Source organism: Type-E symbiont of Plautia stali, assembly GCF_059731115.1.
The window spans coordinates 3,809,183-3,832,209 of sequence record NZ_AP035906.1 but is presented as its reverse complement, the minus strand read 5'-3'; the positions used below and the strand labels follow the sequence as shown (position 1 = coordinate 3,832,209).

Below are 23,027 nucleotides of genomic sequence, written 5' to 3'. Positions count from 1 at the left end.
ATGCGAATAATTGTCTACGGCAGTTTACGGCGCAAACAGGGAAACAGTCACTGGATGACGAATGCGCAATGGCTCGGCGACCATCAGATTGAAGGGTTTGCGCTCTACAATCTGGGTCACTACCCGGGCGTCGTTGAAGATGAGGGAACCGTCTTCTGCGAAGTGTATCGCATCGACGCCAGCACGCTTGGCGAACTCGATGCCTTGCGCACCAAGAATGGCGAATACAAACGCCAACTCATCCAGACGCCTTACGGCAGTGCCTGGCTGTATGTCTATCAGCGTTCGATTGCGGGTCGCACCCGCATTGCGAGCGGTGACTGGCTAAAGCGCGACGACGCACCCGAGGCATAAATAAAAACACCGTCCATTGGACGGTGTTTTTTTATGCTTGCGAGGCAGAGAAGATTATTTCTTCTGTGCGCGCTCGTAAGAAGAGATGATTTCAGCTTTGGCCGCTTCAGCGTTGTCCCAGCCGTCAACTTTTACCCATTTGCCTTTTTCCAGATCTTTGTAGTGCTCGAAGAAGTGGGTGATCTGCGCTTTCAGCAGTTCTGGCAGGTCGTTCACATCTTTGATGTGATCGTATTCTTTGCTCAGTTTGGTATGCGGAACCGCAACCAGTTTGGCATCTTCGCCAGACTCGTCGGTCATTTTCAGCACGCCAACTGGACGGCAGCGAATCACTGAGCCCGGCACCAGCGGATACGGGGTTGGTACCAGCACGTCAACCGGATCACCATCCAGAGACAGGGTGTGGTTGATGTAACCGTAGTTGCACGGATAGAACATGGCGGTAGACATGAAACGGTCTACAAACAGGGCGCCAGACTCTTTGTCCACTTCATATTTGATCGGATCGGCGTTAGCTGGGATCTCGATAACGACATAGATATCTTCTGGCAGTTCTTTACCTGCAGGCACCTGGTTCAAACTCATCTGGCTTTCCTTCATTGGTCGTATGTTGAGTGACGGCTATTATAGCCAACTGACTCTGAAAGTATGCCCCCTTTTTGGCGTTTCGGAATGCTCCAACGGCCTACTTCGCGGTGACAAACAGCGAGACGATCCCTGCAGCAATCAGTGGTCCGACCGGCACACCACGGAAAAACGCCACGCCAATCACGGTACCGATTAACAATCCACCAATCACTGAAGGCTGCACGCTCATAAAACTGACGCCGCGCCCGCCCAGCCAGGCAACAAACACCCCGACAATGATCGCCACGATCGATTGCCAGTTAGCAAATGACTTCAGCAAGGATGAAGCGGGCAGCGTCCCACTTGCCAGTGGTGCCATCACTGCGACAGTTAGAATAATAATACCGATCTGAATGCCCTGTTTTTCCACATACGGGAAGAACTGCGACAGCGGTGTCAGCTTGATGGCGAGCAGGATCAGAATGGAAATGGTAACGGCACTGTTATGAACGAAATAGCTCAGGACGGCGAGGCAGACCAGAATAATGGTAGAGGCATAAGCAGCCATGTTTTCTCCCTGAAGATGGATGGATGTGCAGGTCAGTGCCTGCGCTGACGTTTTTTAACGCCACCATTTATCAACAATCATCGGGATTGGCGCAACTGCCTTTGTTCATTGATTGCAACATTAAAGCCTGATTCCGCACCAGATTAACGCCCTGAGCCCCGATGGAAAGGGCTGCCATGCTGCCCTGGCGACTCATAAAATAGCTGCGGCTGGCATCCATCCAGCTATCGCGATAGGCCAGCCAAGCGCGTTGGGCAGCACGTAATTTGTCTTTAGGTTCGCCAGTTAATTTTTTCATCATCTGGTTGTACTGCGTATTCATCTCTTTATCCCAGGCCTTATTGGCGCTGCCGTAGCACTGAGACATGCCCGCGGTGCTGGATTCCTTGTCCAGACACTGTTGCAGCTGCTGGTCGAGCGGATGCGTCTGCGCCATAGCCATACTACTGGCGAACAGACAGGCAATCGGGAGCCACTTTTTCATCATTTCATTCCTTCATTTTTGCGCAGCGGACTTCAGAAAAGCTGAAGGGTAAGCGAACGTCGGCAGATTGACCATCAACATTGGATAAAGTTTCTCCGACCAGCTGCCGATAATCTCTCCGTTTTAGGGCCAGTGGAGTTCTGCCTTTTCATACACACGGGAATGATCATGATCAGACAACTATCAATACGTACCGCTTTACTTGCGTTGTTGGCCATCATGACGGTGATGCTGTTAGCCGTCAGCGCCATGGGCATCTATGCCATTAATGCTGGAAATCAATCTCTGGATGCGCTGAACCGCATTCAGGGGATTGAACTCAATAAGCTCTACCAAAGCCGTTCAGATTTAATGCGCGCCCGCGCCAATGCGGCGCTGGCCGTTCGTAAGATCGAAATTGGTCTGTTGGATGACGGCGCCAAAGTCACGCAGCAGGCGCAAGCCGCAGTGGACAGTTCTCACCAGTTCCTCAAAGCATTTGTCGATGCTGGCACCGTAACCGCGCATGGTAAAACTCTGGCCGATGCGATTGTGGCGACCTACAACGTCTACGATAAAGAAGGCATCACGCCCATGATGGATGCCTTAAAAAAACAGTATACCGATGAGTACTATCAGGTGCTGGAAGGCAAACAATCACAGCTGGCAGCAAACTATTCGAAGGCGGTGAATGATTTTAGTATTTACGCCGATGAAGTCTCTGCGGCACGCCTCAAGCAGGCGGCTGACAACGAAGTCCGGATGAAGGTGATGATTGGCGTGGTGATGGTACTGACACTGCTGCTGATCGTACTGGCCTGGCAGTTGTTGCGTCGCTCGCTGCTGCGTCCTCTGGACAACGCAATCCTACATCTGGAACAGATTGCGGCGGGCGATCTCTCGCAGCCTTTACCTGCCGCAGGAAAAAATGAAATTGGTCGCCTGAATCAGGCCCTTTCCGATATGCAGCTGGCGCTGCGTGATTCGGTGAGTCAGGTGCGTGAAGCCAGCATGCAGATTGATGTGGGTAGCCGTGAACTGGCGGCGGGCACTGTGCATCTGTCGCAGCGCACCGAAGAGTCTGCCGCCTCGCTGGAGCAAACTGCCGCCAGCATGGAGCAGCTGACCGCCACCGTCCGTCTTAACGCCAGTAACGCTCAGCAGGCCAATCAGTTGGCCAGCAATGTGTCGACCAGCGCCGATCGTGGCGCAGAGGTGGTGGGTTACGTGATGGAGAAGATGCAGGAGATCACCCAAAGCTCTAACCGCATCGGCGACATCCTCAGCGTGATTGATGGTATCGCCTTCCAGACCAATATCCTCGCGCTGAACGCCTCGGTGGAAGCCGCGCGTGCTGGCGAGCAGGGCCGAGGCTTTGCCGTGGTCGCTAACGAAGTGCGTACGCTGGCTGGCCGTAGTGCGACCGCCGCTAAAGAGATTCGTGAATTGATCAGCGAATCACAAACGCGCGTTAAAGAGGGCAGCGACATGGCGACACGCGCCGGTGAAACCATGGATGAAATCTCCAGCGAAGTGATGCGTGTGACCTCACTGATGAAAGAGATCTCGATTGCTTCAGAAGAGCAGAGCCGTGGGATTGAGCAGGTGAATCAGGCGGTGACGCAGATGGATGAAGCCGCGCAGCAAAACGCCGCGCTGGTGGAAGAAGCCAGTGCCGCCACGCAGTCGCTGGAAGCGCAGTCACAGCAGTTACAGGAATCAATGGCGCAGTTCCGCGTCGTCGCCGCGTAAAAACAGGTGCAACGTGCTTACGGCGCGTTGCTACTTATCTCTTCAGCAAAGCGCAGGATCATGTCTGCTAATTGGTCATCTTCAGCCAGAAAATAGGCGGCGGGGATCTCCAGCGCTTTCGCCAGCAATTGCAGCGTCAGTAAATCGGGCTGATGCACACCAACTTCATAACGATTGATGCGCGCACTGGCGGAAAACTCTTCAATGCCAGCGGCAATCCCTAACCCTTTTTGCGAAAAACCCTTCACCAGACGCACCTGTTTCAGGCGTCTACAGAAGGTATTTTGCAGGGAAGAGGTCGGTTTCATGCCTACGAGAATCGTAGATTTGCTGCTTGTCAGATACTACGAGTAACGTAGTATCGTTATGGCAACCTATAACGAGAACTAAGGAGAGTGACGTGGGTGAAAGCAAGCAGGACTGGCATCAGGCCGATATTATAGCCGCCTTACGCAAGAGAGGGACTTCATTAGCCGCCGTATCACGTGAAGCGGGGTTGTGTTCGACCACTTTGGGCAATGCCTTAATCCGGCCCTGGCCCAAGGGCGAATGGCTGATTGCCGAAGCGATTGGCGTTGCACCCGATGAAATCTGGCCCAGCCGCTACTACTCCGCGCAGGGTGAATTGATTGATCGGCAAGCAAAGCGGCGAAAATAACCCAATAAAAAGCCCGCTCATTATTGGCGGGCTTTTTCAAATCACATCAGCTTATTCGTGGCTGTCCGGGAACTCACGGATAAAGCGCTCAACGTCATCCACCATCGCATCGTTACCGCAGAAGAACGGGCAACGCTGGTGCAGGGTTTCAGGCTGGATGTCGAGGATACGGTTGGCACCATCGCTGGCTTTACCACCGGCTTGTTCCGCCAGGAATGCCATCGGGTTGCACTCATACAGCAGACGCAGCTTACCTTTCGGGTGGCTGGCGGTGCTTGGATAGAGGTAAATACCGCCTTTCAGCAGGTTACGGTGGAAGTCTGCCACCAGTGAACCGATGTAGCGCGAGGTGTATGGGCGCTTGGTGGCGATATCCTCTTCCTGACAGAACTTCAGGTATTTCTTCACGCCCTGCGGGAAGCGAATGTAGTTACCTTCGTTGATGGAGTAGGTGTAGCCTTTCTCCGGGAAGGTCATGCGCTCATGGCTCAGACAGAACACGCCCAGGGACGGATCGTACGTAAACGCATGCACGCCCACGCCGGTGGTATAAACCATCATGGTGGAAGAACCGTAAACCACGTAACCGGCCGCAACCTGCTTGTTGCCCGGCTGCATAAAGTCAGCTTCGGTGATCGGCGTACCCGGCTCACTGATGCGGTGGTAGATGGAGAAGATGGTGCCGACGGAAACGTTCACGTCGATGTTGGAAGAGCCGTCCAGCGGATCCATCAACACCACGTATTTACCGTCTTCTGAGCCTTCAAAGATGACAAACTCATCTTCTTCTTCGGAAGCGATACCGGCAACCACACCACGCGCTTTCAGGGCAGCTTTCAGTTTTTCATTCGCGAAGAGGTCCAGCTTCATCTGCTGTTCGCCCTGCACGTTTTCCACGCCGCTGGCACCGAGGATATCCACCAGACCCGCTTTGTTGATGTCGCGGTGGATAATCTTGGCTCCGAGCTTAATGGAGGAAATCAGCGCCGTCAGTTCACCTGTGGCGTGTGGAAAGTCGTGTTGCTTCTCGACGATGAATTCGCCTAACGTTTTCATAACACATTCCCTGAATCTACGATGGAGTGGCAGCAGCTTTAACACGCTACCAACGTATGAGCGCAGTTTAGCCGATTGAACTTTAAAAACCATAGTCCTAATCCGTTTCTTCCCACTCTGCTCGGGGTTACACTGTGCGCCGAACTTTTGAGTAATGGATCTCTTTATGCGTATTCACATCCTTGGGATTTGTGGCACTTTCATGGGCGGACTGGCAATGCTGGCCCGTTCGCTAGGGCATGAAGTGACCGGCTCTGACGCCAATGTCTACCCGCCGATGAGCACCTTGCTGGAACAGCAAGGCATTGAATTGACAGAAGGTTATGATGCCAGTCAGCTCGATCCGCAGCCGGATCTGGTGATCATTGGCAACGCCATGACGCGCGGCAATCCGTGTGTGGAAGCGGTACTGGAACGTAACATTCCTTACCTCTCTGGCCCGCAGTGGCTGCATGATTTCGTGCTGCGTGACCGCTGGGTCCTGGCCGTGGCCGGAACCCATGGCAAAACTACTACCGCAGGCATGGCAGCGTGGATTCTGGAGGCCTGTGGCCTTGAACCGGGCTTTATCATCGGTGGGGTGCCAGGAAACTTCGAGGTTTCGGCAAAATTAGGAAAAAGTCCATTCTTCGTGATTGAGGCGGATGAATACGACAGCGCGTTCTTCGACAAGCGTTCCAAATTTGTCCATTACTGCCCGCGCACGCTGATCCTTAACAATCTCGAATTCGATCACGCCGATATCTTTGATGACTTGCGCGCGATTCAGAAGCAGTTCCACCATCTGATTCGCATCGTGCCGGGCCAGGGCAAAATCCTGCTGCCGGAGCACGATAACAATCTTAAGCAAGTGATGGCGATGGGCTGCTGGAGCGAGCAGGAAACCGTCGGCGACAACGGCCACTGGCAGGCGAAAAAACTGACGCCGGACTCTTCGCACTGGGAGATCTGGCTGGACGGCGAGAAAGTCGGTGAAGTGAACTGGGCGCTGGTCGGCGAGCACAACATGCACAATGGCCTGATGGCGATTGCGGCCGCGCGTCACGTCGGGGTGAAACCGGTGGATGCCGGTGAAGCGTTGAGCAGCTTTATCAATGCGCGCCGTCGTCTTGAGCTGCGTGGTGAAGTGAATGCCATCAAAGTGTATGACGATTTTGCCCATCACCCCACCGCGATTCTGGCCACGCTGGCGGCGCTGCGCAGCAAAGTCGGTGGTACCGCGCGTATTCTGGCGGTACTGGAGCCGCGATCCAACACCATGAAGATGGGCGTGAGCAAAAACGAGCTGGCCCCCTCTCTGGGTCGCGCCGATAACGTGTTCCTGTTCCAGCCGCACCACATTCCATGGCAGGTGTCTGATGTCGCGGAAGCCTGCATCCAGCCGGCGAAGTGGAGCGCGGATATCGATACGCTGGTGGAAATGGTGGCAAAAGAAGCCCAGCCAGGTGATTCCATTCTGGTGATGAGTAACGGCGGGTTTGGTGGCATTCACCAGAAACTGCTGGAGAGATTGGGACGTTGATGGCGTGGCGACCCTTTAATCGGGGTTGCCACTGGGTTTGATGACGCTCTGTTAACCGCCCAAACTAAAAAGGGTCGCCCACTGGCGACCCTTTTTATGCACGCGGCAAACTTACGCCTCTGCCAGCTCGCGCAGATACTGGAAGATCTGACGGGTGGCTTTCGGTGGTTTGTTAGCGGCTTTCTCTTTCTGCGCATTACGGATCATGGTGCGCAGCTGCTGGCGATCGGCCTGCGGATAGAGGTTAATCACTTCTGCGATCGCATCATCACCTTTCTCGATCATGCGATCGCGCAGTTGCTCGAGTTTATGGAACAGCGCAACCTGCTGGTTATGGCGGTTCTTCAGCTTATCCAGTGCCTGACGAATCGGATCTTCATCGCGCGCGCGCAACATCTTACCGATCAGCTGCAACTGGCGGCGACGGCCTTCCTTTTTTATACGCTGTGCCAGCTCAATGGCGGCACGCAGATCATCGTCGAGTGGAATTTTGTCGAGGGAGTTTTTCCCCAGATCAACTAACTCGGCGCCCAGGCGTTTCAGCTCTTCGGCGTCGCGTTTAATTTCGCTTTTGCTGACCCAGATAATCTCTTCGTCTTCATCTTCTTCGTTTTGATTATCTGGCACATCGTCGAGCCAGTCATCGGGCTGCTTGGTCATCTCTTGGCTCCCTAAAAAAAAGAGGCTAATCCTACCAGTTTATCGGGCGACTGCGAAATTGTTCTCTGAGTCTGATAGACTCAATGAATTCATACTTAAGATTAGACGGCAGGTCGATGAACGTATCTACTCAGGTTGCAGAACAACGTAAAGTGTTAGAACAGGCTGTCGCGCAGGCGCTGGAACTGGCGAAAGCCAGCACTGATGGAGCAGAAGTCGCGGTGACCAAAACCACCGGCATCGGCGTCAGTACCCGCTATGGAGAAGTGGAAAACGTCGAATTTAACAGCGATGGTGCCCTTGGCATCACCGTCTATCATCAGAATCGCAAAGGCAGTGCCTCTTCAACCGACCTCAGCCCGGATGCCATCAAACGTACCGTGCAGGCGGCGATCGACATTGCGCGTTACACCTCGGTTGATCCTTTTGGCGCCCCGGCCGATCCCGATCTGCTGGCGTTTGAAGCGCCGGATCTCGATCTTTACCATCCGTGGGAGATCGACGCCGATCGCGCTATCGAATGGGCTGCACAGGCCGAACAGGCATCGCTGCAGGCTGACAAGCGCATTACCAATACCGAAGGCGGCAGCTTCAACAGCCACGTCGGCATCAAAGTGTTCGGTAACAGCCACGGCATGTTGCAGAGCTACTGCTCCAGCCGCCATTCGCTCTCCAGCTGTGTGATTGCCGAGCAGGATGGCAACATGGAGCGCGATTACGCCTACACCATCGGCCGTTCCATTGACGATCTGCAAACTGCGGATTGGGTGGGACAAGAGTGCGCACGTCGCGTGTTGTCACGCCTGGCGCCGCGCAAGCTGCCAACCATGAAAGCGCCGGTGATCTTCGCGCCGGAAGTGGCGACGGGTCTGTTTGGCCATCTGGTCGGCATGATCAGCGGCGGTAGCGTCTATCGCAAAGCGACCTTCCTGCTGGATTCACTCGGCAAACAGATTTTGCCTGAGTGGCTGACGATTGAAGAGAAGCCGCACCTGCTGAAAGGGCTGGCGTCTACGCCATTCGACAGCGAAGGCGTGCGTACCCAGGCGCGTGACATCATCAAAGATGGCGTGCTGCAAAACTGGCTGCTGACCAGCTATTCGGCACGCAAGCTTGGCTTGCAGAGCACCGGTCATGCGGGCGGCATTCACAACTGGCGCATTGCAGGGCAGGGACATAGCTTTGAAGATATGCTGAAGCAGATGGGCCGTGGCCTGGTGGTCACCGAAATGATGGGCTCCAGCGTGAGTGCCATGACCGGTGACTATTCGCGCGGTGCCTCAGGCTTCTGGGTTGAGAACGGTGAAATCCAATATCCTGTGAGCGAGATCACAATTGCGGGCAACCTCAAGGATATGTGGCTCAATATGGTAACGCTCGGTAACGACATTGAAACGCGCAGCAATATACAATGCGGTTCGGTGCTGCTGCCGGAGATGAAAATCGCCGGACAATAAAGACATCGCTTCATGAAAGCAGCCCACGTGGCTGCTTTTTTTTTGCCAATAATAATACCCTCAATCATTCGCGTTAAAGGAAGGTGGCAAGTCAATGAATTCTCAGGAGCTTACATGAGTAACTGAGTTCAGTGAGCGCAGCCAATGCACCTGGAACGTGAAGGATGACGGGTAAATAAGGATATTTTTATGCGTAAGCATGTGATTGCAATGTTGTCTCTCTCGCTGTTGTTCTCCTCGGCTAGCGTATTCGCCGCTGACCTGAAGAATGATATGGATACCCTGAAAGATGGCCTGAGCGTGGTGAAAAAAACCTCCGATGCTCAGGAAATGCAAACCGCGCTCGGCAAGATGCGCCAGGCGGCGGAGGATGCTAAAAAATCCACGCCGGAAAAACTGGAAGGTCAGGCTGCCGATAGCGCCCAGATTAAGGATTATCACGCTGGTCTCGATTCTCTGATTGCGCAGATTGATGTCGTCGATCAGTTGGCCAAAGCCAACAAGCTCGATGAAGCCAAAACTGAAGCGAAAAAGTTGGAAAATATTCGTAACGCCAACCATAAGAAATTCCGCTGATAACCCGGCCAGCCCTGTGGCTGGCCTTATCTCCTCTCGCATTCCCTCCGTTTAAACGCATCGATTTCCGGCATAACCCGCATTTTTGTGACCTGTTTCGCACACTTCATGCGTAGTGCGATCTGGCGCACACACGCCCGTGGGATTTCCACTTTGAGGTGGAAAAGATGCGTCTCCACAGCCTGAAGCGGAAAGCGTAATTTCTTTCTAACGCGAATTATCCGCAGTAAACAGGAGTAGCAAGGTGAGGAGTGAAGCTGTCCCGCTGAAACCGAGTACGCCAGAAGCCATTCAGGCGTTGGCGGATAACACGTTGAAGCAGATTGCGGCGATCTACGCCGCGCACCACATCGAAGCCAATGCCGTGCAGCAGCAAATGCTGGCCTCGCATGTACGGGCGATGGCAGCGCGTTCCCTCACGGGAGAAGCCTTGCCGGAAGTGGAAGCCGAACTGTTTGAAGATATCTCGCCAGAAACCATGGCGCTGGCACAGCAGGTGGTCGATCTGTTTGGCAATCTGCCCAAAGAAGAAGCCTGGTTGTTATCGGTGCATATCGAAGTGGCGAAATCGAACGAAGCATAAATCGAGAGGAATTGAACATGGTAACAGTCGTGATTGGTGATCGTCTGGGTAAAGGTCAGAAAGTCGCAGCCGGTATTGAGAAAGCAGGCGGTCGTGCCGTGGTGGTGCCGGGCGTCGCAGCGGATATGAAGCTGGGCGATGTGATGAAAGCGGAAAACGCCGATTTCGGTATCTCCTTCTGCGGCAGCGGCGGCGCGGGTGCCATCACTGCACAGAACAAATATGGCTACAAAGCCAAACACGGTATGCGTTCGGTTGATGAAGGCGTCACCGCCATTAACGAAGGCGCCACCGTGCTGGGCTTTGGCTTTATGGATAAAGAAGAGCTGGGTGAACGTCTGGTGCAGGCCTGGAATAAAAAACACGGCAGCTAAGCATGAAACAGCAATACGAGACGCAGGTCACGGTGCAGGGCAAAGGCGACAGCAAAGCGAAAGCCTTTTCCGATGCACTGAGCAAGGTGCAGCAGCAAGTGCTGCGCACCAGCCAAAAGATTCTGTTGCGCATTGAACCCATAGATGTGCGGGTGCTGCGCGCGCAGGAGAGCGTACGCACAGAGAAGTTCTTGTTCTTCTTTCTGGCGCGCGAACGACGGAATTACAGCGTCGAGCTGGAGATTACCGTCAGCGTCACCGTGATCGACACCGATAAGGTGGATTTCATCGCGACGAAATAAAAACGACAACAAAGGGTACAACAACATGTTTTTAATCATTTTGTTAAAGTCGTTGATCATTGGTGGATTGGTTGGCGTTGGGGTAGGTGCGGGCGCAGCGCGCATGTTCCACGCACCGACCACCCAGGGTATGGGCGCGTTTCGTACCTTGGGTGAACTCAATTCCTGTGAAGGCGATCCTGCATCGCACTTCTCCTTTGGTCTTGGCTTCTTCTTTAACGCCTGGGCATCGTCTGTGGCGGCAGGCTCCTTCACACAGGACGTTGACCACCGCATTCTGCCCAACTGGGGCGCGGCTGCGTTGATGGTGAAAAATCGTAACGTCGCGGAAACCCTGCACAACCCGAAACGCATGGCGATTGCCTGCGGCATCATCGGCATGATCGTGGTGGCGTTCCTCAACAGTACGGCTTCTGCGGTGCCTGCAGCGTTGCAGGTTACGGCGGTTAAAGTACTGGTGCCGGCGGCCAACCTGCTGGTGAACACCGTAATGCCAGTGATCTTCTGGCTGGCAGCAATTGATGCCGGCAAGAAATCGGGCTTTTGGGCAACCATCTTCGGTGGTCTGGCACAGTTGATCATGGGCAATGCCGTGCCGGGTCTGGTGCTGGGTATCCTGATTGGTAAAGGCGTGGAAGAGAGCGGCTGGAACAAAGTCACCAAAGTGATGATGTTCGCGATTGTGCTGCTGTTCGCTCTGAGCGGCTTCTTCCGTGGTTTCGACATGAAACTGCTGCAATCCTTCCAACTTGGCATTCCTGGCTGGCTGGACATGATTCACAACAGCCTGAGCGGAAAATAAGGAGCCTTGAGCATGAACGAGACCGAAAACAAAGGGTTCTGGTACGCCGACTGGTCTTTCCCGATCTTTGTTGGCCTGCTGTCCGCCGGGGTGTTTGCCGGTACGCACATGTACTACCTGTACGGCATCGGTGCATTTAACGAAGTGGCGTTTGTTTCGATGCTGCGTTCCGGCATGGAAACCGGCGTGTATGGTGCGGTGGCGGCGTTTGGTGCCAGCTTCCTGTTTGCCCGCATCATCGAGGGTTCGCTGGTCGGGATTCTGGATATTGGCGGTGCGATTCAAACCGGTGTCGGGCTGGGCGTTCCGGCTTTGCTGCTCGGTGCAGGCATCGTGTTCCCGGTGGCGAACTTTGCCGCATCACTGGCCACGGGCCTGGTGGTGGGTTTAGCGATTGGTTATCTGATTATCCTGGCGCGTAAGTTCACTATCAATCAGAGCGATTCCACCTACGGTGCGGACGTGATGATGGGCGCAGGTAATGCTTCCGGCCGCTTCCTTGGGCCGTTGATTATCCTGTCTGCGATGGCGGCATCGATTCCGATTGGCATCGGTTCGCTGGTGGGTGCGTTGTTGTTTTATCTGTGGAACAAACCGATCACCGGTGGCGCGATTCTCGGCGCGATGGCATTAGGCGCGATGTTCCCGGTTTCGCTGTAAAGCTGTCACCGATTTAACGGTCGCCCTTCACGGCGACCCTACGATTGAACAGTGCATTCTGTGTGGAGGCGCATTGATGACCCCACACAGATGTGATGCAAATTCCGTAGGGTGCGTATTGATGCGCACCGGGCTGAATGCAGGTTGTTAAGGAGTAAATATGTTTGATCTGATTCTGCGCCGCGCGCGTTTGTGCGACGAACAGCTGGTGGATATCGCCATCCAGCACGGCAAGATTGCTGCGGTCGGCGACGTCAGCGGTTCAGCTCAGCAGGAGCGCGATTTAGCAGGGCGCTACTACGTCAGTGCGGGCTGGATCGACAGCCACGTGCACTGCTATCCCAAATCCCCGATTTATCACGATGAAGCCGATGCGATTGGCGTGGCGCAAGGCGTCACGACGGTGGTCGATGCAGGCAGCACCGGCGCGGATCATATCGACGATTTCTATCAACTCACCCGTTCCGCCACCACTGAAGTGCGCGCGCTGATCAACATCTCACGCACCGGCATCATCACCCAGAACGAACTGGCGGATATGGCGCAAATCGACGGTGATGCAGTGGTGCAGGCGGTAAAACGTCGCCCGGACTTTATCGTGGGATTAAAAGCGCGCATGAGCAGCAGCGTGGTGGGTGAAAATGGCATTCAGCCGCTGATTCGCGCCAAAGCCATTCAGCAGGCGGCGGGAAATCTGCCGCTGATGGTGCACATCGGCAACAACCCGCCGGTGCTGGAAGAGATCGCCGATTTGCTCACCTCCGGTGACATCATCACTCACTGCTTTAACGGCAAACCCAACCGCATTCTGTCGCCGCAGGGCGAACTGAAAGCCGCGGTGAAAAATGCCATCGCGCGCGGCGTGAAGCTGGATATCGGCCACGGCAGCGCCAGCTTCAGCTTCGAAGTGGCCCGTCAGGCCATCGCGCAGGGCATTCTGCCCGACACTATTAGCTCGGACATTTACTGTCGCAACCGCATCAACGGCCCGGTACATAGCCTGGCGCATGTGATGTCGAAATTCTTCAGCATTGGCATGACGCTGCCGCAGGTTATCGACTGCGTCACCGGTAATGCCGCGGCTGGCCTGCGCTTAGCGGGCAAAGGGCGCTTAACCGAAGGTTATGACGCCGACCTGACCATTTTTACCGTCAAAGAGGAAGCCCGCCCGTTCGTTGATGCTGAAGGCGAACGGGTTTTGGGTGAGCAACATTTGCTGCCGCTGGCCGTGGTTATCGCGGGTAAGTGGCATCTGACTGATGAAGGGAAAGCTAATCATGTCTTCGATTTATGAAAAATATGACCTGAAACAGGTCATCAATGCCTCCGGTCGTATGACCATTCTTGGTGTTTCAACGCCTTCTGCCGATGTGGTCGCGACCGTCAGCTACGGTTTGAATCACTATTTCGAGATCAAAGATCTGGTCAATAAAACTGGCGCGTATATCGCTAAACTGCTGGATGTCGAGAGCGCGGTGGTGGTCTCCTGCGCCTCTGCGGGCATCGCACAGAGCGTGGCGGCGGTGATCGTTAAAGATAACGACTGGCTGCTGGACAACCTGCATGCCGCGCCGCTGACCGTGCCGCACGATATCGTGGTGCCGAAAGGCCATAACGTGAACTTCGGTGCGCCGGTGGGTGCGATGGTGGCGCTGGGCGGCGGACGTCTGGTGGAAGCCGGCTACAGCAACGAATGTTCGCCAGAACAGCTGGCTGCGGCCATCACGCCAACCACGGCGGCGCTGCTTTACATCAAATCACACCACTGCGTGCAGAAGAGCCACCTTAGTGTGGAGCAGGCGGCGGTAGTCGCGCGTAAACACGGTATCCCGTTAATCGTGGATGCGGCGGCAGAAGAAGATCTGCAGTGCTACTACCAGATGGGCGCGGATCTGGTGATCTACAGCGGTGCCAAGGCGATCGAAGGGCCGACCAGCGGTCTGGTGATTGGCCGCACCCAGTACGTTGAGTGGGTCAAACGTCAGAGCAACGGCATTGGCCGCGCGATGAAAGTCGGTAAAGAGGGGATTCTCGGTCTGACGCAGGCGATTGAAAACTATCTGGTGCAGCCGAAAACCACCGGCGCTGAGATGGTCGCCAACATGACGCCGTTTATCGATAACCTCAACACAATCAATGGCGTGTCTGCACGCGTGGTATGGGATGCGGCGGGTCGCGATATCGCCCGTGCTGAGATCAAGTTCGATGAAGCCGTCACTCAATGGCCAACCGGTGAGCTGGTGCAGGCGCTGAAAACCGGCGACATCGCCATCTACTTCCGTGGCTACAAAGCCAACGAAGGCATTATCGAAGCGGATGTGCGCAGCGTCAGCACCGATCAGCTGCATATTATCTTTAGCCGTATCCAGGCGTTACTCAGTGGAGGAAAACGCGCATGAGTCTGAACCCGAATTTCTATCAGGGCCGTCTGTGCCTCAACGTGCTGGCTGGTTCTAAGCAGAACGCCAAAGAGATCTGGCAGGCCGCAGAAGGCCACGTGCTGGTGGGCGTCTTATCAAAAAACTACGCCACCAATGAAGAAGCGATTGCCGATATGCGCGAGTACGCGGCGCTGATCGACAACGCGCTGTCCGTCGGACTGGGCGCGGGCGATCCGAATCAGTCGGCGATGGTGAGTGAGATCTCAGCGGTACTGCAACCGCAGCATGTTAACCAGGTATTTACCGGTGTCGCCACCAGCCGTGCCTTACTTGGTCAGAATCACACCGTGGTTAACGGCCTGATTTCACCAACCGGCACGCCGGGCCTGGTGAAAATCTCCACCGGACCGCGCAGCTCGCAGGTAGAAGATGCGATTGTGCCGATCGACAGCGCCATCGCCATGCTGCAGGACATGGGCGGCAGTTCGGTGAAATACTTCCCGATGGGCGGTTTAAAAGCGGTGAATGAGTACCGTGCCGTTGCCGAAGCTTGTGCGCGTCACGACTTCTGGCTGGAGCCTACCGGCGGCATCGATCTTAATAATTTCGAAGCCATTGTGCAGATTGCGCTCGATGCGGGCGTCAGCAAAGTGATTCCACACGTCTATAGTTCGATCATCGACAGTGCCACTGGCGACACGCGCATTGACGATGTGCGTCAGCTTCTGGCAACGTGCAAGAAACTGCTGTAACAAACGAGTCACAGGTGAAGCTCCGTGAGATTTCCCAATCAGCGTCTGGCCCAACTTTTCGCTGCGCTGCAAAACGAAACGCTGCCACAGGATGAACTGGCGCGCCGCTTTTCAGTTTCAACGCGCACGGTGCGCACCGATATCACCGCGCTGAATGCGCTTCTGGAGCAACACGGCGCACAGTTCGTACTGGCGCGCGGCGCGGGATATCAGCTGAAGATCGACGATGTGGCGCTTTTTGACCGTCTGCAGGAAGAGAGCGCCGCGCCGCTGCGCGTGCCGCGCACTTCTCAGGATCGCGTGCGCTATTTGCTCACGCGTTTTCTCACCGCCGCCTATTCGCTCAAGCTGGAAGACCTGTCGGAAGAGTGGTTTGTCAGCCGTGCCACCCTGCAAAGTGATATGGCGGAGGTGCGGGAATGGCTTGGCCGCTATCATCTGAATATCGAAACCAAGCCGCATTACGGCATGAAGTTGTTCGGCAGCGAAGCGGCGATCCGCACCTGCCTGACGGATTTGCTGTGGCAAATTGATCAGGAGATGCCCGACAGCCCGCTGTTGACGGTGGAAGCGCTGCACAGCGGCATCCTGGCACAGCTGGAACCGCTGTTGCAGCACTGCTTTAATCAGTATGCGATTCGCCTGAGCGATGAGGGCGAGCGCTATCTGCAAATTTACTGTGCGGTGGCGGTGCGACGCATCAGCGAAGGTTTCCCGCTCAACGATCCCGGCGCAGAAGATGTCGGTGATGAGGTGCGCGAAGCCGCGCATCATCTGGTGAATCTGATGCAGCCGCTGGTCGGCAAACCGATCTCGCAGGCGGAAGAGAACTGGCTGCGCGTCAATATCGCCGCCCGGCAGATTCAGGCGCTGTCGCCCAGCACCATTAATGCTGATGACGCCGATGCGTTAGTCGATTACCTGCTGAACTACATCAACACCCATTACAACTACCGCTTGCAGCAGGATGAGCAACTGCGGGCCGACCTGCTCACCCATATCAAAACCATGATTACCCGGGTGCGCTACCAGATTCACATCCCCAACCCGCTGCTGAGTAACATCAAACAGCACTATCCGATGGCGTATGATGTCACGCTGGCGGCGGTCACCAGCTGGGGAAAGTACACGCCGTACAGCATCAGCGAGAACGAAATTGGTTTTCTGGTGCTGCACATCGGTGTCGGGCTGGAGCGGCATTACGATGTCGGCTATCAACGCCATCCACAGGTGCTGCTGGTGTGCGACAGCGGCAACTCCACGCTACGCATGATCGAAGCGCTGCTGCTGCGCAAATATCCGCAGCTGGTGGTCACGGCGCGTTTGTCGCAGCGTGATTATGAGATGCGCGAACACATCGAAGAAGATTTCGTGATTTCTACCGTGCGTTTAAGCGAAAAGAATAAGCCGATTGCGGTGATGTCACCGTTCCCGACCGAGTTCCAGCTGGAGCAATTGGGCAAGCTGGTGCTGGTGGATCGCACGCGCCCATACATGCTGGAAAAGTACTTCGATGCGCAGCACTTTATGGTGCTGGATAAGCCTATGACGCAATCAGCGCTGTTCCGCGTGTTGTGCGATCAGCTGGAGTCAGAAGGCTATGTGGATGCGGAGTTTTATCCCTCGGTGGAAGAGCGTGAAGCCATCGTCAGCACCATGCTCGGCGAAGGCATTGCACTGCCGCACTCACTGGGATTGCTGGCGAAGAAAACCGTGGTGTATACCGTGCTGGCACCGCATGGCGTGAGCTGGGGGGATGAAACTGCGTCGGTGATTTTCCTGCTGGCGATCAGCAAAAGCGAATACGAAGAGGCGATGGCGATTTACGATCTGTTCGTCACCTTCCTGCGGGAGAGGGCGATGACCCGATTGCGCGATTGCGCGGATTTCGTCAGCTTTAAAGCGGTGGCGATCGATTGTCTGAGCCGGATGTGATCGTCAATCAGGGCGGCTTGAATATCGCCAAAACAATGTCCGGCATGAATTCCGCATTAAAATGTTTGGGATGAATGCCGCCATTACGATGTTCGGCGTTGGGGGGGCATTTATCCCGTCCTGGTCTTAATCAACCGCGCTGCTTAGCCAGCAACCGCGGGATTTCACGCAGGCACCACGCCTTGGCTTCACCCATGCTATCGCGGCGCCACGCCATAATGATATCCACTTCACGGGTGTATTCGGCACTCACCACACGCAGACGGCCTTCGGCGATATCCTGTTCCACCATCGGATAAGGCATGGTAGCGACACCCAATCCTGCCAGCAGCGCTCGGCGTTTATCGTCCATGCTACTCACCGTCAGGCGTTGCTGTTTATCCAGCAGCTGCACCGTTAACACCGGGCGTTCGCGCGCGGTATCCGCCACCGCGATGCCGCGATATTTCACGCGCGTCACTTCAGACAGCGGCTCGGCTTCCTGATGAATCGGGTGATCCGGACTGGCCACGTAGACGCTCATAATGCTGTAGAGCTTACGGGTGTTGATCTCGGTTGATGCACGGAAATGCATATCAGGCGCTATCACGATGTCCGCGCGGCCCTGTTCAAGACGCTCCCAGGCACCGGCCAGCACTTCCGTCACCAGTGAAATCTGCGTGTTGGCTTTCTCCGCCAGTTTTTCAACGACAGGGAACAGCAGATTGGTGGGGATCAGTGCTTCGGCCACGATGGTGAGATGGGTTTCCCAACCGCGAGCCAGCGCTTCGGCATCGGTGGTGAGTTTATCGGCCGCTTCCAGCAGCACGCGCCCACGCTCCAGTAGCATACGCCCGACATTGGTGAACTTGGTGCGATGGCCGGATCGATCAAATAGAACCACGTCCAGCTCTTCTTCCAGTTTCTGCATGGTGTAGCTCAATGCAGAGGGAACGCGGCCCAGTTCATCGGCTGCCGCAGCAAAGCTACCACGACGGTCGATAGCATCCATCACACGTAAAGCTTCGAGGGTTAACGCGCGGTCTTTTGCCATGCCGGTTCTCTGTCAGTAAATTTGAATATGCCAGGCAGATTAACTGGCTAACAATCCGGCGTCCAGCCTTTTACCATTAACGTATAAAGCCTGTGGTCGAATCTCACCGCAGTGCGTCGGAGGTAAATCATGATGACAACCCGCTGCGCGTCAGCATGTGGCCAGGCCGATTTCGGTTGGTTGCAGGCGCGATACAGCTTCTCTTTTGGCCACTATTTTGACCCGAAATTAATGGGCTACGCTTCATTGCGTGTGCTTAATCAGGAAGTGCTGGCACCCGGTGCGGCGTTCCAGCCACGTACCTATCCGCAGGTGGATGTGCTGAACCTGGTGTTGCAAGGCGAAGCAGAGTACCGCGATAGCGAAGGCAACCACCTGATCGCGCGGGAAGGCGAAGCCATGCTGTTGTCGGCGCGGCAGGGCGTGAACTACAGTGAAATCAATATCAGCAAAGATCACCCGCTAACACGCATGCAACTGTGGCTGGCGGCCTGCCCGGAACGTGAAAATCCGCTGCTGCAGAAAATCGCTGTGCCACAGCAAACTCGTTTCTTGCTGGCCTCGCCAGACGGTGTGGATGGCAGTCTGCAACTGCGTCAGCAGGTGTGGGTGCATCAGGTCGTCCTCGCTCCCGGTGAACAGCATACGGTGAAGCTGAATGGTCCTCGCGCCTATCTGCAATCGATCCACGGTTCGTTGGATTTACAGGCAAGCAGCGCCAATCAGGAGTTACTGAGCTGTGGTGACGGCGCGTTTTTGAGTGAAGAACAGCAGATTACGTTGCAGGCGAAAACGCCGCTACGTGCCCTCGTCATCGATTTACCGGCATAAAAAAGGCAGCCCGCTGAGGCTGCCCTTGTCTGTGGTCGGGGCGCAGCTGACTGCGCCCGTCAGATGCAGATTACTTCAGGATGGTGAACGCGGTCGTTACGTGTTTCACACCGCTCACACGACTGGCCACATCGGCCGCCGCAGTGGCTTCCTGTTGTGTCACCAGACCCAGCAGGAACACTTCACCGTTTTCCGTGGTCACTTTCACGTTCGAGGATTTCACCTGATCGCTACCCAGCAGCTGCGAGCGGATTTTGGTGGTGATCCAGGTATCGGATGATGAGGTTCCGAGGCTCACTTTCTGGCCAGTGCGGATTTCGTTATACACCTCGGTGGCACCATCCACGCCCATGGCAATCTGCTTGGCGCGGCTCGCCAAATCCGCCGATGGTGATTGGCCGGTCAGCAGTACTTTGCCCTGATAAGCGGTGACCACGACGCGTGCCTGGTTTTTGATTTGTTCATCTTTAGCCAGTGCGTTACTGACACGCAGTTCCAGTGTACCATCATCCACTTGCGTACCGACGGTGCGCGGGTCCGTTGCGGTTTTGGTCGCCACAGCGGCGCCGCCTGCCACAACGGCAACACAGCCTTGCAGCATCATGGCAGTTAAAAGAATGGCGACAGCGTTCAATGCTTTCATTTGAGCTCCTTCAGTCATTCCTGGTGTGGGAACAAAGTGTTATCAATCAAATCACACAGGCAGTTCAGCGTCAGCATATGCATCTCCTGAATGCGTGCACTGCGATGTGACGGAATGCGAATTTCCACATCGTGCGGACCCAACAGGCCCGCCAGCTCACCGCCATCATGGCCGGTCAACGCGACGATAGTCATATCGCGAGTCACCGCAGCTTCAACCGCTTTAACAATATCGCGGGTGTTGCCACGGGTTGAAATAGCCAGCAGCACATCACCGGCCTGACCAAGCGCGCGAACCTGCTTGGCATAAACTTCATCGTGGAGACGATCGTTGCCGATCGCCGTCAGCATGACATTGTCGGCGCTCAGTGCCAGCGCAGGCAGGCTGGGGCGCTCGGTCTCAAAACGGTTAATCATACTGGCGGCAAAATGCTGAGCATTGGCCGATGAAGCACCGTTACCACAACTCAGGATTTTGTTACCGTTCAGCAGCGACTGCACCAGCGTCATAGCGGCGCGAGAAATCGCATCCGGCAGTGCCTCCGCAGCGGCGATTTGAGTCTGAATACTTTCGGTAAAACACGCTTTAATTCTGTCCTGCACAAGACCACCTGGTTCTATCCATCGGCATTAAAGGCATCGGGCAGCCATTCCAGCTCACGCCCGGTAATGGCAATGATGTCAAAACGGCAATTCACCGTATCAAAACTGCCGCCGCGTGCCAGCAACCACCATGCAGCGGTACGCAGCAGCTTTTGTTGTTTCTGGCGCGTCACGCTGGCGGCGGCACCGCCGTAGCGCGCATCGCGTCGATAGCGCACTTCGACAAACACCCAGCAAGCGGCGTCTCGCATAATGAGGTCAATTTCCCCACTGCGGCAACGCACGTTGCTGGCAACCCATCGCAGCCCGGCGCGCTCCAGATAGCCACGCGCCTGCTGCTCCTGCTCAGCGCCAATGCGCTGGCGGTTTACTGCACCGGAACGATTTGTCCCTGACGATACTGGTTCCATGCCAACTTCCTGTTGATCACGCAATCCGTGTCGGCGCTCAGCTTGCCGGTGTTGCCGTCAATGGCAAAGCCAGGCACCTGACGCATCTGGTTAAAGTGATTCGCCAGCGTCCAGGCATCAATGCCCAACGCGTAGAGGCGAACCAGCGAATAATCATTGTTAAACGACTTCGCCGCCTGCTGCATCAGACCCGGATTGTTACCGGAGAGCAGCGGAATATCACTGAACTGCAGGCCATCCATTTCCAGACGGAAGTCTGGACCGGCACCCGCCTGCGCACTGCGGGAGCTGGCATACAGTGCGATGTTGTTGCGGCTGCTGGTGCGCATCGCAATCATCGGCTTGATCAGTTGCAGCTCGTCCTGGCTGGCCACGATGTACACTGCATCCACACTGCCGCCGCTGGCATCGGCCGTTGGCGCTGGCGGGGTGGTTTGCGGCGCTGGAATGGTCAGGCCCGCAACAGCCACGGCGGCAGACTGCGGCTGTTCAACCGTCAGCGGCGTGCCACTCAATGCGATACCCGCTCCGCTATTAATACCTTGTTTCAGCTCAGAAACGCCACCGAAACGCTGTTGCAGTACGGTGGAGCCGCCCAATTGCTGCCACTCCTGTGCGAACGCCTTGCTGACGCGATCGCCATAGCTGCTACGCGGTACCAGCAGTAATGGCTGGCGTTTGCCTTGCTCGTAGATATGGTGCGCGGCATCGCGCGCTTCGTCTTCAGGAGAAAGCGCAAAATAACAAATATTCGGATGGTTCTGGATCTGTTCTGGCTCGTTCAGCGCCAGCACGTTGAGTGGCGTCTGGCTGTTCACCACCGATTCCACGTCGTTTTTCAACAGTGGGCCCACCACGATGGTCGCGCCATCCTGCTGAGCCTGCTGCATTACCTGGGCAATCGGCTGGCTGCTGGTGTCATAAACTTTAACCTGAGCGTTGCTGTCCGGCTGAGCCGCCGTAGTCGCCGGTTGTGCTGCGGGCTGCGGCTGTTCGGTCTGTGGCGGCATATTACCTGCCATGGCCGGGCTGACAACTGCGTTAGCGGCAGCGTTAGCATCGGCAGGCTGTTGTGCGTTCGCGTCGCCAGGCTGTTGTGCTGACGGCTGGCCATTGGCATCGGTTGCCGCGGTAGCAGCAGGGGCGGGTTGCGGCGCTGGTGCAGTTAACACGCCATTTTTGGCATCGTTAAAACCTTTCTGAATCGCATTGGCAAAAACCTGTGCCTGGCCATTCAGCGGCAGCAGTAGCGCGATGGTGCTGGTCGAGGCTTTGGTGAAGTTTTGCACCTGGCTAAGCTGAGTTGGTAATGTTTTCGCACCCGGGTTTTGCGGATAACGTGTCTGCCAGTCTTTGATCGCCGCTTTCAGCATCTGCGGATCCTGGCTGTTGGTATGCCAGGTGTTGAGCAGATCCAGCCAGCCTTGCAGGGTGTTCTCATTGGCGTTAATCACCAGGCTGTTCAGCTGATCCTGCGTCATTTGCGTCAGAGCTTGCCAGGTGGCGTCAATATTGCTCTGGTGGTCGGCGCCTTGCAGCAACGGCTCCTGAGCAATATAGGCGCGTAACAGTGCGAGTGAAGGGCGATTCTGTGCCGCAGCGATTTGCAGAGCGTAGTAGCGCACCTGCTGATCCTGAGACAGGCCATCAGTCTTCACCTGACCCAGCGTCTGCTGAGCGCCGCCGAAATCCTGCTGACCAATCTGCATCTGCGCGCGCAGTAATTGCAGCTCCTGCTGCTGCACTGCAGAGAGCTGTTGTGGCAGTTGCGAGATCTGATCGTTAGCCTGCGGATACTTTCCTTCCTTCAACAGGGCACGGATGGCAAGTAATTGCCAGTCGGTCTTGCTATCATCGCTGCTTTGCTGCACCTGCTGCAGATAATAGTCAGACCGGCCAGTAGCAGGCCCCTGAATATTGACGTTGGAGGTTTGCTGCGGTCCCTGGCCGCTACAGGCGGCTAAAATCAGTCCAGCGAGAAGAACAGGTACAAAGCGTCCTGCTTTATGACGTACGACTTTTGAAGGAAGCATACTGTATCCAGTGATGTTTTTTTCTAGATGCTCAATATTAAATCGGCAATTCG

27 protein-coding genes are annotated in these 23,027 nt (G+C 55.5%); 16 read left to right on the top strand and 11 right to left on the bottom strand.

Annotated elements, in window-relative coordinates; all coding sequences use genetic code 11:
- Positions 1-354: a gamma-glutamylcyclotransferase family protein gene (locus tag AC6I8L_RS17625; protein ID WP_034829253.1), complete on the top strand. Its 354-nt coding sequence runs from the start codon at positions 1-3 to the stop codon at positions 352-354.
- A 54-nt stretch (positions 355-408) separates the two neighbouring features.
- Here AC6I8L_RS17625 and ppa read toward each other — a convergent pair whose 3' ends face one another.
- From ppa to AC6I8L_RS17610, 3 genes are all read right to left on the bottom strand, one after another.
- Positions 409-939: an inorganic diphosphatase gene (ppa, locus tag AC6I8L_RS17620; protein ID WP_034829250.1), complete on the bottom strand. Its 531-nt coding sequence runs from the start codon at positions 937-939 to the stop codon at positions 409-411.
- A gap of 100 nt (positions 940-1,039) precedes the next feature.
- The gene (locus AC6I8L_RS17615; protein ID WP_038644476.1) at positions 1,040-1,489 is read right to left on the bottom strand and encodes a DUF441 domain-containing protein; all 450 of its coding nucleotides are present in this window, start codon (positions 1,487-1,489) and stop codon (positions 1,040-1,042) included.
- Positions 1,490-1,559: 70 nt separating this feature from the next.
- Positions 1,560-1,973, bottom strand: coding sequence for a lysozyme inhibitor LprI family protein (locus AC6I8L_RS17610; protein ID WP_058959544.1), 414 nt, complete (start codon positions 1,971-1,973; stop codon positions 1,560-1,562).
- A 171-nt stretch (positions 1,974-2,144) separates the two neighbouring features.
- On the opposite strand from AC6I8L_RS17610, the gene AC6I8L_RS17605 reads away from it, so the two are divergent.
- On the top strand, positions 2,145-3,704 hold the full coding sequence (locus AC6I8L_RS17605; RefSeq protein WP_058959570.1) for a methyl-accepting chemotaxis protein: 1,560 nt from the start codon (positions 2,145-2,147) through the stop codon (positions 3,702-3,704).
- A 17-nt stretch (positions 3,705-3,721) separates the two neighbouring features.
- Here AC6I8L_RS17605 and AC6I8L_RS17600 read toward each other — a convergent pair whose 3' ends face one another.
- Positions 3,722-4,012: a helix-turn-helix domain-containing protein gene (locus AC6I8L_RS17600; protein WP_058959543.1), complete on the bottom strand. Its 291-nt coding sequence runs from the start codon at positions 4,010-4,012 to the stop codon at positions 3,722-3,724.
- 92 nt (positions 4,013-4,104) lie between these two features.
- Here AC6I8L_RS17600 and AC6I8L_RS17595 point away from each other — a divergent pair, with 92 nt between their 5' ends.
- Positions 4,105-4,362 (top strand): helix-turn-helix domain-containing protein, encoded by a 258-nt coding sequence (locus AC6I8L_RS17595; protein WP_058959542.1) that lies wholly within the window; start codon positions 4,105-4,107, stop codon positions 4,360-4,362.
- A 51-nt stretch (positions 4,363-4,413) separates the two neighbouring features.
- On the opposite strand, the gene fbp is transcribed toward AC6I8L_RS17595, so the two are convergent.
- Complete coding sequence (gene fbp, locus AC6I8L_RS17590) at positions 4,414-5,418, bottom strand: class 1 fructose-bisphosphatase (RefSeq protein WP_058959541.1); 1,005 nt, start codon at positions 5,416-5,418, stop codon at positions 4,414-4,416.
- A 166-nt stretch (positions 5,419-5,584) separates the two neighbouring features.
- Between fbp and mpl the strand changes: the two genes are divergently transcribed.
- Positions 5,585-6,940: a UDP-N-acetylmuramate:L-alanyl-gamma-D-glutamyl-meso-diaminopimelate ligase gene (mpl, locus tag AC6I8L_RS17585; protein ID WP_045832883.1), complete on the top strand. Its 1,356-nt coding sequence runs from the start codon at positions 5,585-5,587 to the stop codon at positions 6,938-6,940.
- 111 nt (positions 6,941-7,051) lie between these two features.
- On the opposite strand, the gene yjgA is transcribed toward mpl, so the two are convergent.
- Positions 7,052-7,600, bottom strand: coding sequence for a ribosome biogenesis factor YjgA (gene yjgA / locus AC6I8L_RS17580; RefSeq protein WP_034829237.1), 549 nt, complete (start codon positions 7,598-7,600; stop codon positions 7,052-7,054).
- 116 nt (positions 7,601-7,716) lie between these two features.
- Between yjgA and pmbA the strand changes: the two genes are divergently transcribed.
- The 11 genes from pmbA (at position 7,717) to AC6I8L_RS17525 (ending at position 17,422) form a co-directional block, all read left to right on the top strand.
- A complete protein-coding gene (gene pmbA / locus AC6I8L_RS17575; RefSeq protein ID WP_045816560.1) occupies positions 7,717-9,057 on the top strand; it encodes a metalloprotease PmbA in 1,341 nt (446 codons plus the stop codon).
- Between the two features lie 189 nt (positions 9,058-9,246).
- A complete protein-coding gene (gene cybC / locus AC6I8L_RS17570; RefSeq protein WP_058959540.1) occupies positions 9,247-9,633 on the top strand; it encodes a cytochrome b562 in 387 nt (128 codons plus the stop codon).
- A gap of 244 nt (positions 9,634-9,877) precedes the next feature.
- Entirely contained in the window at positions 9,878-10,216 is a 339-nt protein-coding gene (locus AC6I8L_RS17565; RefSeq protein WP_034829231.1) for a glycine dehydrogenase, read from the top strand.
- Between the two features lie 17 nt (positions 10,217-10,233).
- Positions 10,234-10,590, top strand: a complete 357-nt coding sequence (locus AC6I8L_RS17560; RefSeq protein WP_010256477.1) for an SFCGS family glycine-rich protein — start codon at positions 10,234-10,236, stop codon at positions 10,588-10,590.
- 2 nt (positions 10,591-10,592) lie between these two features.
- A complete protein-coding gene (locus AC6I8L_RS17555) occupies positions 10,593-10,892 on the top strand; it encodes a DUF4312 family protein (RefSeq protein ID WP_034829228.1) in 300 nt (99 codons plus the stop codon).
- Between the two features lie 25 nt (positions 10,893-10,917).
- A complete protein-coding gene (locus tag AC6I8L_RS17550) occupies positions 10,918-11,694 on the top strand; it encodes a DUF4311 domain-containing protein (RefSeq protein WP_058959539.1) in 777 nt (258 codons plus the stop codon).
- 12 nt (positions 11,695-11,706) lie between these two features.
- Entirely contained in the window at positions 11,707-12,354 is a 648-nt protein-coding gene (locus tag AC6I8L_RS17545; protein WP_034829224.1) for a DUF4310 family protein, read from the top strand.
- A 160-nt stretch (positions 12,355-12,514) separates the two neighbouring features.
- Positions 12,515-13,648 carry an amidohydrolase/deacetylase family metallohydrolase gene (locus AC6I8L_RS17540; protein ID WP_058959538.1) on the top strand — a complete coding sequence of 378 codons (1,134 nt, stop codon included), beginning with the start codon at positions 12,515-12,517 and terminating at the stop codon, positions 13,646-13,648.
- Positions 13,632-14,753 (top strand): DgaE family pyridoxal phosphate-dependent ammonia lyase, encoded by a 1,122-nt coding sequence (locus AC6I8L_RS17535; protein WP_058959537.1) that lies wholly within the window; start codon positions 13,632-13,634, stop codon positions 14,751-14,753. The genes AC6I8L_RS17540 and AC6I8L_RS17535 overlap by 17 nt, the downstream gene beginning before the upstream one ends.
- Entirely contained in the window at positions 14,750-15,487 is a 738-nt protein-coding gene (dagF, locus tag AC6I8L_RS17530) for a 2-dehydro-3-deoxy-phosphogluconate aldolase (protein ID WP_034829218.1), read from the top strand. Before AC6I8L_RS17535 ends, dagF begins: the two co-directional genes overlap by 4 nt.
- 24 nt (positions 15,488-15,511) lie before the next feature.
- The gene (locus AC6I8L_RS17525; RefSeq protein ID WP_058959536.1) at positions 15,512-17,422 is read left to right on the top strand and encodes a BglG family transcription antiterminator; all 1,911 of its coding nucleotides are present in this window, start codon (positions 15,512-15,514) and stop codon (positions 17,420-17,422) included.
- Between the two features lie 130 nt (positions 17,423-17,552).
- Here AC6I8L_RS17525 and AC6I8L_RS17520 read toward each other — a convergent pair whose 3' ends face one another.
- Entirely contained in the window at positions 17,553-18,455 is a 903-nt protein-coding gene (locus AC6I8L_RS17520) for a LysR family transcriptional regulator (protein WP_034829216.1), read from the bottom strand.
- Between the two features lie 129 nt (positions 18,456-18,584).
- On the opposite strand from AC6I8L_RS17520, the gene AC6I8L_RS17515 reads away from it, so the two are divergent.
- Entirely contained in the window at positions 18,585-19,286 is a 702-nt protein-coding gene (locus AC6I8L_RS17515; protein ID WP_058959535.1) for a pirin family protein, read from the top strand.
- Between the two features lie 70 nt (positions 19,287-19,356).
- Here AC6I8L_RS17515 and dolP read toward each other — a convergent pair whose 3' ends face one another.
- The 4 genes from dolP to AC6I8L_RS17495 are packed head-to-tail and all read right to left on the bottom strand — an operon-like array spanning position 19,357 to position 22,974.
- Entirely contained in the window at positions 19,357-19,929 is a 573-nt protein-coding gene (dolP, locus tag AC6I8L_RS17510) for a division/outer membrane stress-associated lipid-binding lipoprotein (protein ID WP_034829213.1), read from the bottom strand.
- 14 nt (positions 19,930-19,943) lie between these two features.
- Complete coding sequence (gene diaA / locus AC6I8L_RS17505; protein ID WP_034829211.1) at positions 19,944-20,531, bottom strand: DnaA initiator-associating protein DiaA; 588 nt, start codon at positions 20,529-20,531, stop codon at positions 19,944-19,946.
- A gap of 14 nt (positions 20,532-20,545) precedes the next feature.
- A complete protein-coding gene (locus tag AC6I8L_RS17500) occupies positions 20,546-20,941 on the bottom strand; it encodes a YraN family protein (RefSeq protein ID WP_058959534.1) in 396 nt (131 codons plus the stop codon).
- Positions 20,899-22,974 carry a penicillin-binding protein activator gene (locus AC6I8L_RS17495; RefSeq protein ID WP_058959533.1) on the bottom strand — a complete coding sequence of 692 codons (2,076 nt, stop codon included), beginning with the start codon at positions 22,972-22,974 and terminating at the stop codon, positions 20,899-20,901. Before AC6I8L_RS17495 ends, AC6I8L_RS17500 begins: the two co-directional genes overlap by 43 nt.
- Positions 22,975-23,027 lie beyond the last annotated feature (53 nt).

Coding starts and splice junctions, on each gene's coding strand:
- AC6I8L_RS17625 (WP_034829253.1), top strand. CDS start 1: ATGCGAATAATTGTCTACGGCAGTTTACGGCGCAAACAGGGAAACAGT.
- ppa (WP_034829250.1), bottom strand. CDS start 939: ATGAGTTTGAACCAGGTGCCTGCAGGTAAAGAACTGCCAGAAGATATC.
- AC6I8L_RS17615 (WP_038644476.1), bottom strand. CDS start 1,489: ATGGCTGCTTATGCCTCTACCATTATTCTGGTCTGCCTCGCCGTCCTG.
- AC6I8L_RS17610 (WP_058959544.1), bottom strand. CDS start 1,973: ATGAAAAAGTGGCTCCCGATTGCCTGTCTGTTCGCCAGTAGTATGGCT.
- AC6I8L_RS17600 (WP_058959543.1), bottom strand. CDS start 4,012: ATGAAACCGACCTCTTCCCTGCAAAATACCTTCTGTAGACGCCTGAAA.
- fbp (WP_058959541.1), bottom strand. CDS start 5,418: ATGAAAACGTTAGGCGAATTCATCGTCGAGAAGCAACACGACTTTCCA.
- mpl (WP_045832883.1), top strand. CDS start 5,585: ATGCGTATTCACATCCTTGGGATTTGTGGCACTTTCATGGGCGGACTG.
- yjgA (WP_034829237.1), bottom strand. CDS start 7,600: ATGACCAAGCAGCCCGATGACTGGCTCGACGATGTGCCAGATAATCAA.
- pmbA (WP_045816560.1), top strand. CDS start 7,717: ATGAACGTATCTACTCAGGTTGCAGAACAACGTAAAGTGTTAGAACAG.
- cybC (WP_058959540.1), top strand. CDS start 9,247: ATGCGTAAGCATGTGATTGCAATGTTGTCTCTCTCGCTGTTGTTCTCC.
- AC6I8L_RS17560 (WP_010256477.1), top strand. CDS start 10,234: ATGGTAACAGTCGTGATTGGTGATCGTCTGGGTAAAGGTCAGAAAGTC.
- AC6I8L_RS17555 (WP_034829228.1), top strand. CDS start 10,593: ATGAAACAGCAATACGAGACGCAGGTCACGGTGCAGGGCAAAGGCGAC.
- AC6I8L_RS17550 (WP_058959539.1), top strand. CDS start 10,918: ATGTTTTTAATCATTTTGTTAAAGTCGTTGATCATTGGTGGATTGGTT.
- AC6I8L_RS17545 (WP_034829224.1), top strand. CDS start 11,707: ATGAACGAGACCGAAAACAAAGGGTTCTGGTACGCCGACTGGTCTTTC.
- AC6I8L_RS17540 (WP_058959538.1), top strand. CDS start 12,515: ATGTTTGATCTGATTCTGCGCCGCGCGCGTTTGTGCGACGAACAGCTG.
- AC6I8L_RS17535 (WP_058959537.1), top strand. CDS start 13,632: ATGTCTTCGATTTATGAAAAATATGACCTGAAACAGGTCATCAATGCC.
- dagF (WP_034829218.1), top strand. CDS start 14,750: ATGAGTCTGAACCCGAATTTCTATCAGGGCCGTCTGTGCCTCAACGTG.
- AC6I8L_RS17520 (WP_034829216.1), bottom strand. CDS start 18,455: ATGGCAAAAGACCGCGCGTTAACCCTCGAAGCTTTACGTGTGATGGAT.
- AC6I8L_RS17515 (WP_058959535.1), top strand. CDS start 18,585: ATGATGACAACCCGCTGCGCGTCAGCATGTGGCCAGGCCGATTTCGGT.
- dolP (WP_034829213.1), bottom strand. CDS start 19,929: ATGAAAGCATTGAACGCTGTCGCCATTCTTTTAACTGCCATGATGCTG.
- AC6I8L_RS17500 (WP_058959534.1), bottom strand. CDS start 20,941: ATGGAACCAGTATCGTCAGGGACAAATCGTTCCGGTGCAGTAAACCGC.
- AC6I8L_RS17495 (WP_058959533.1), bottom strand. CDS start 22,974: ATGCTTCCTTCAAAAGTCGTACGTCATAAAGCAGGACGCTTTGTACCT.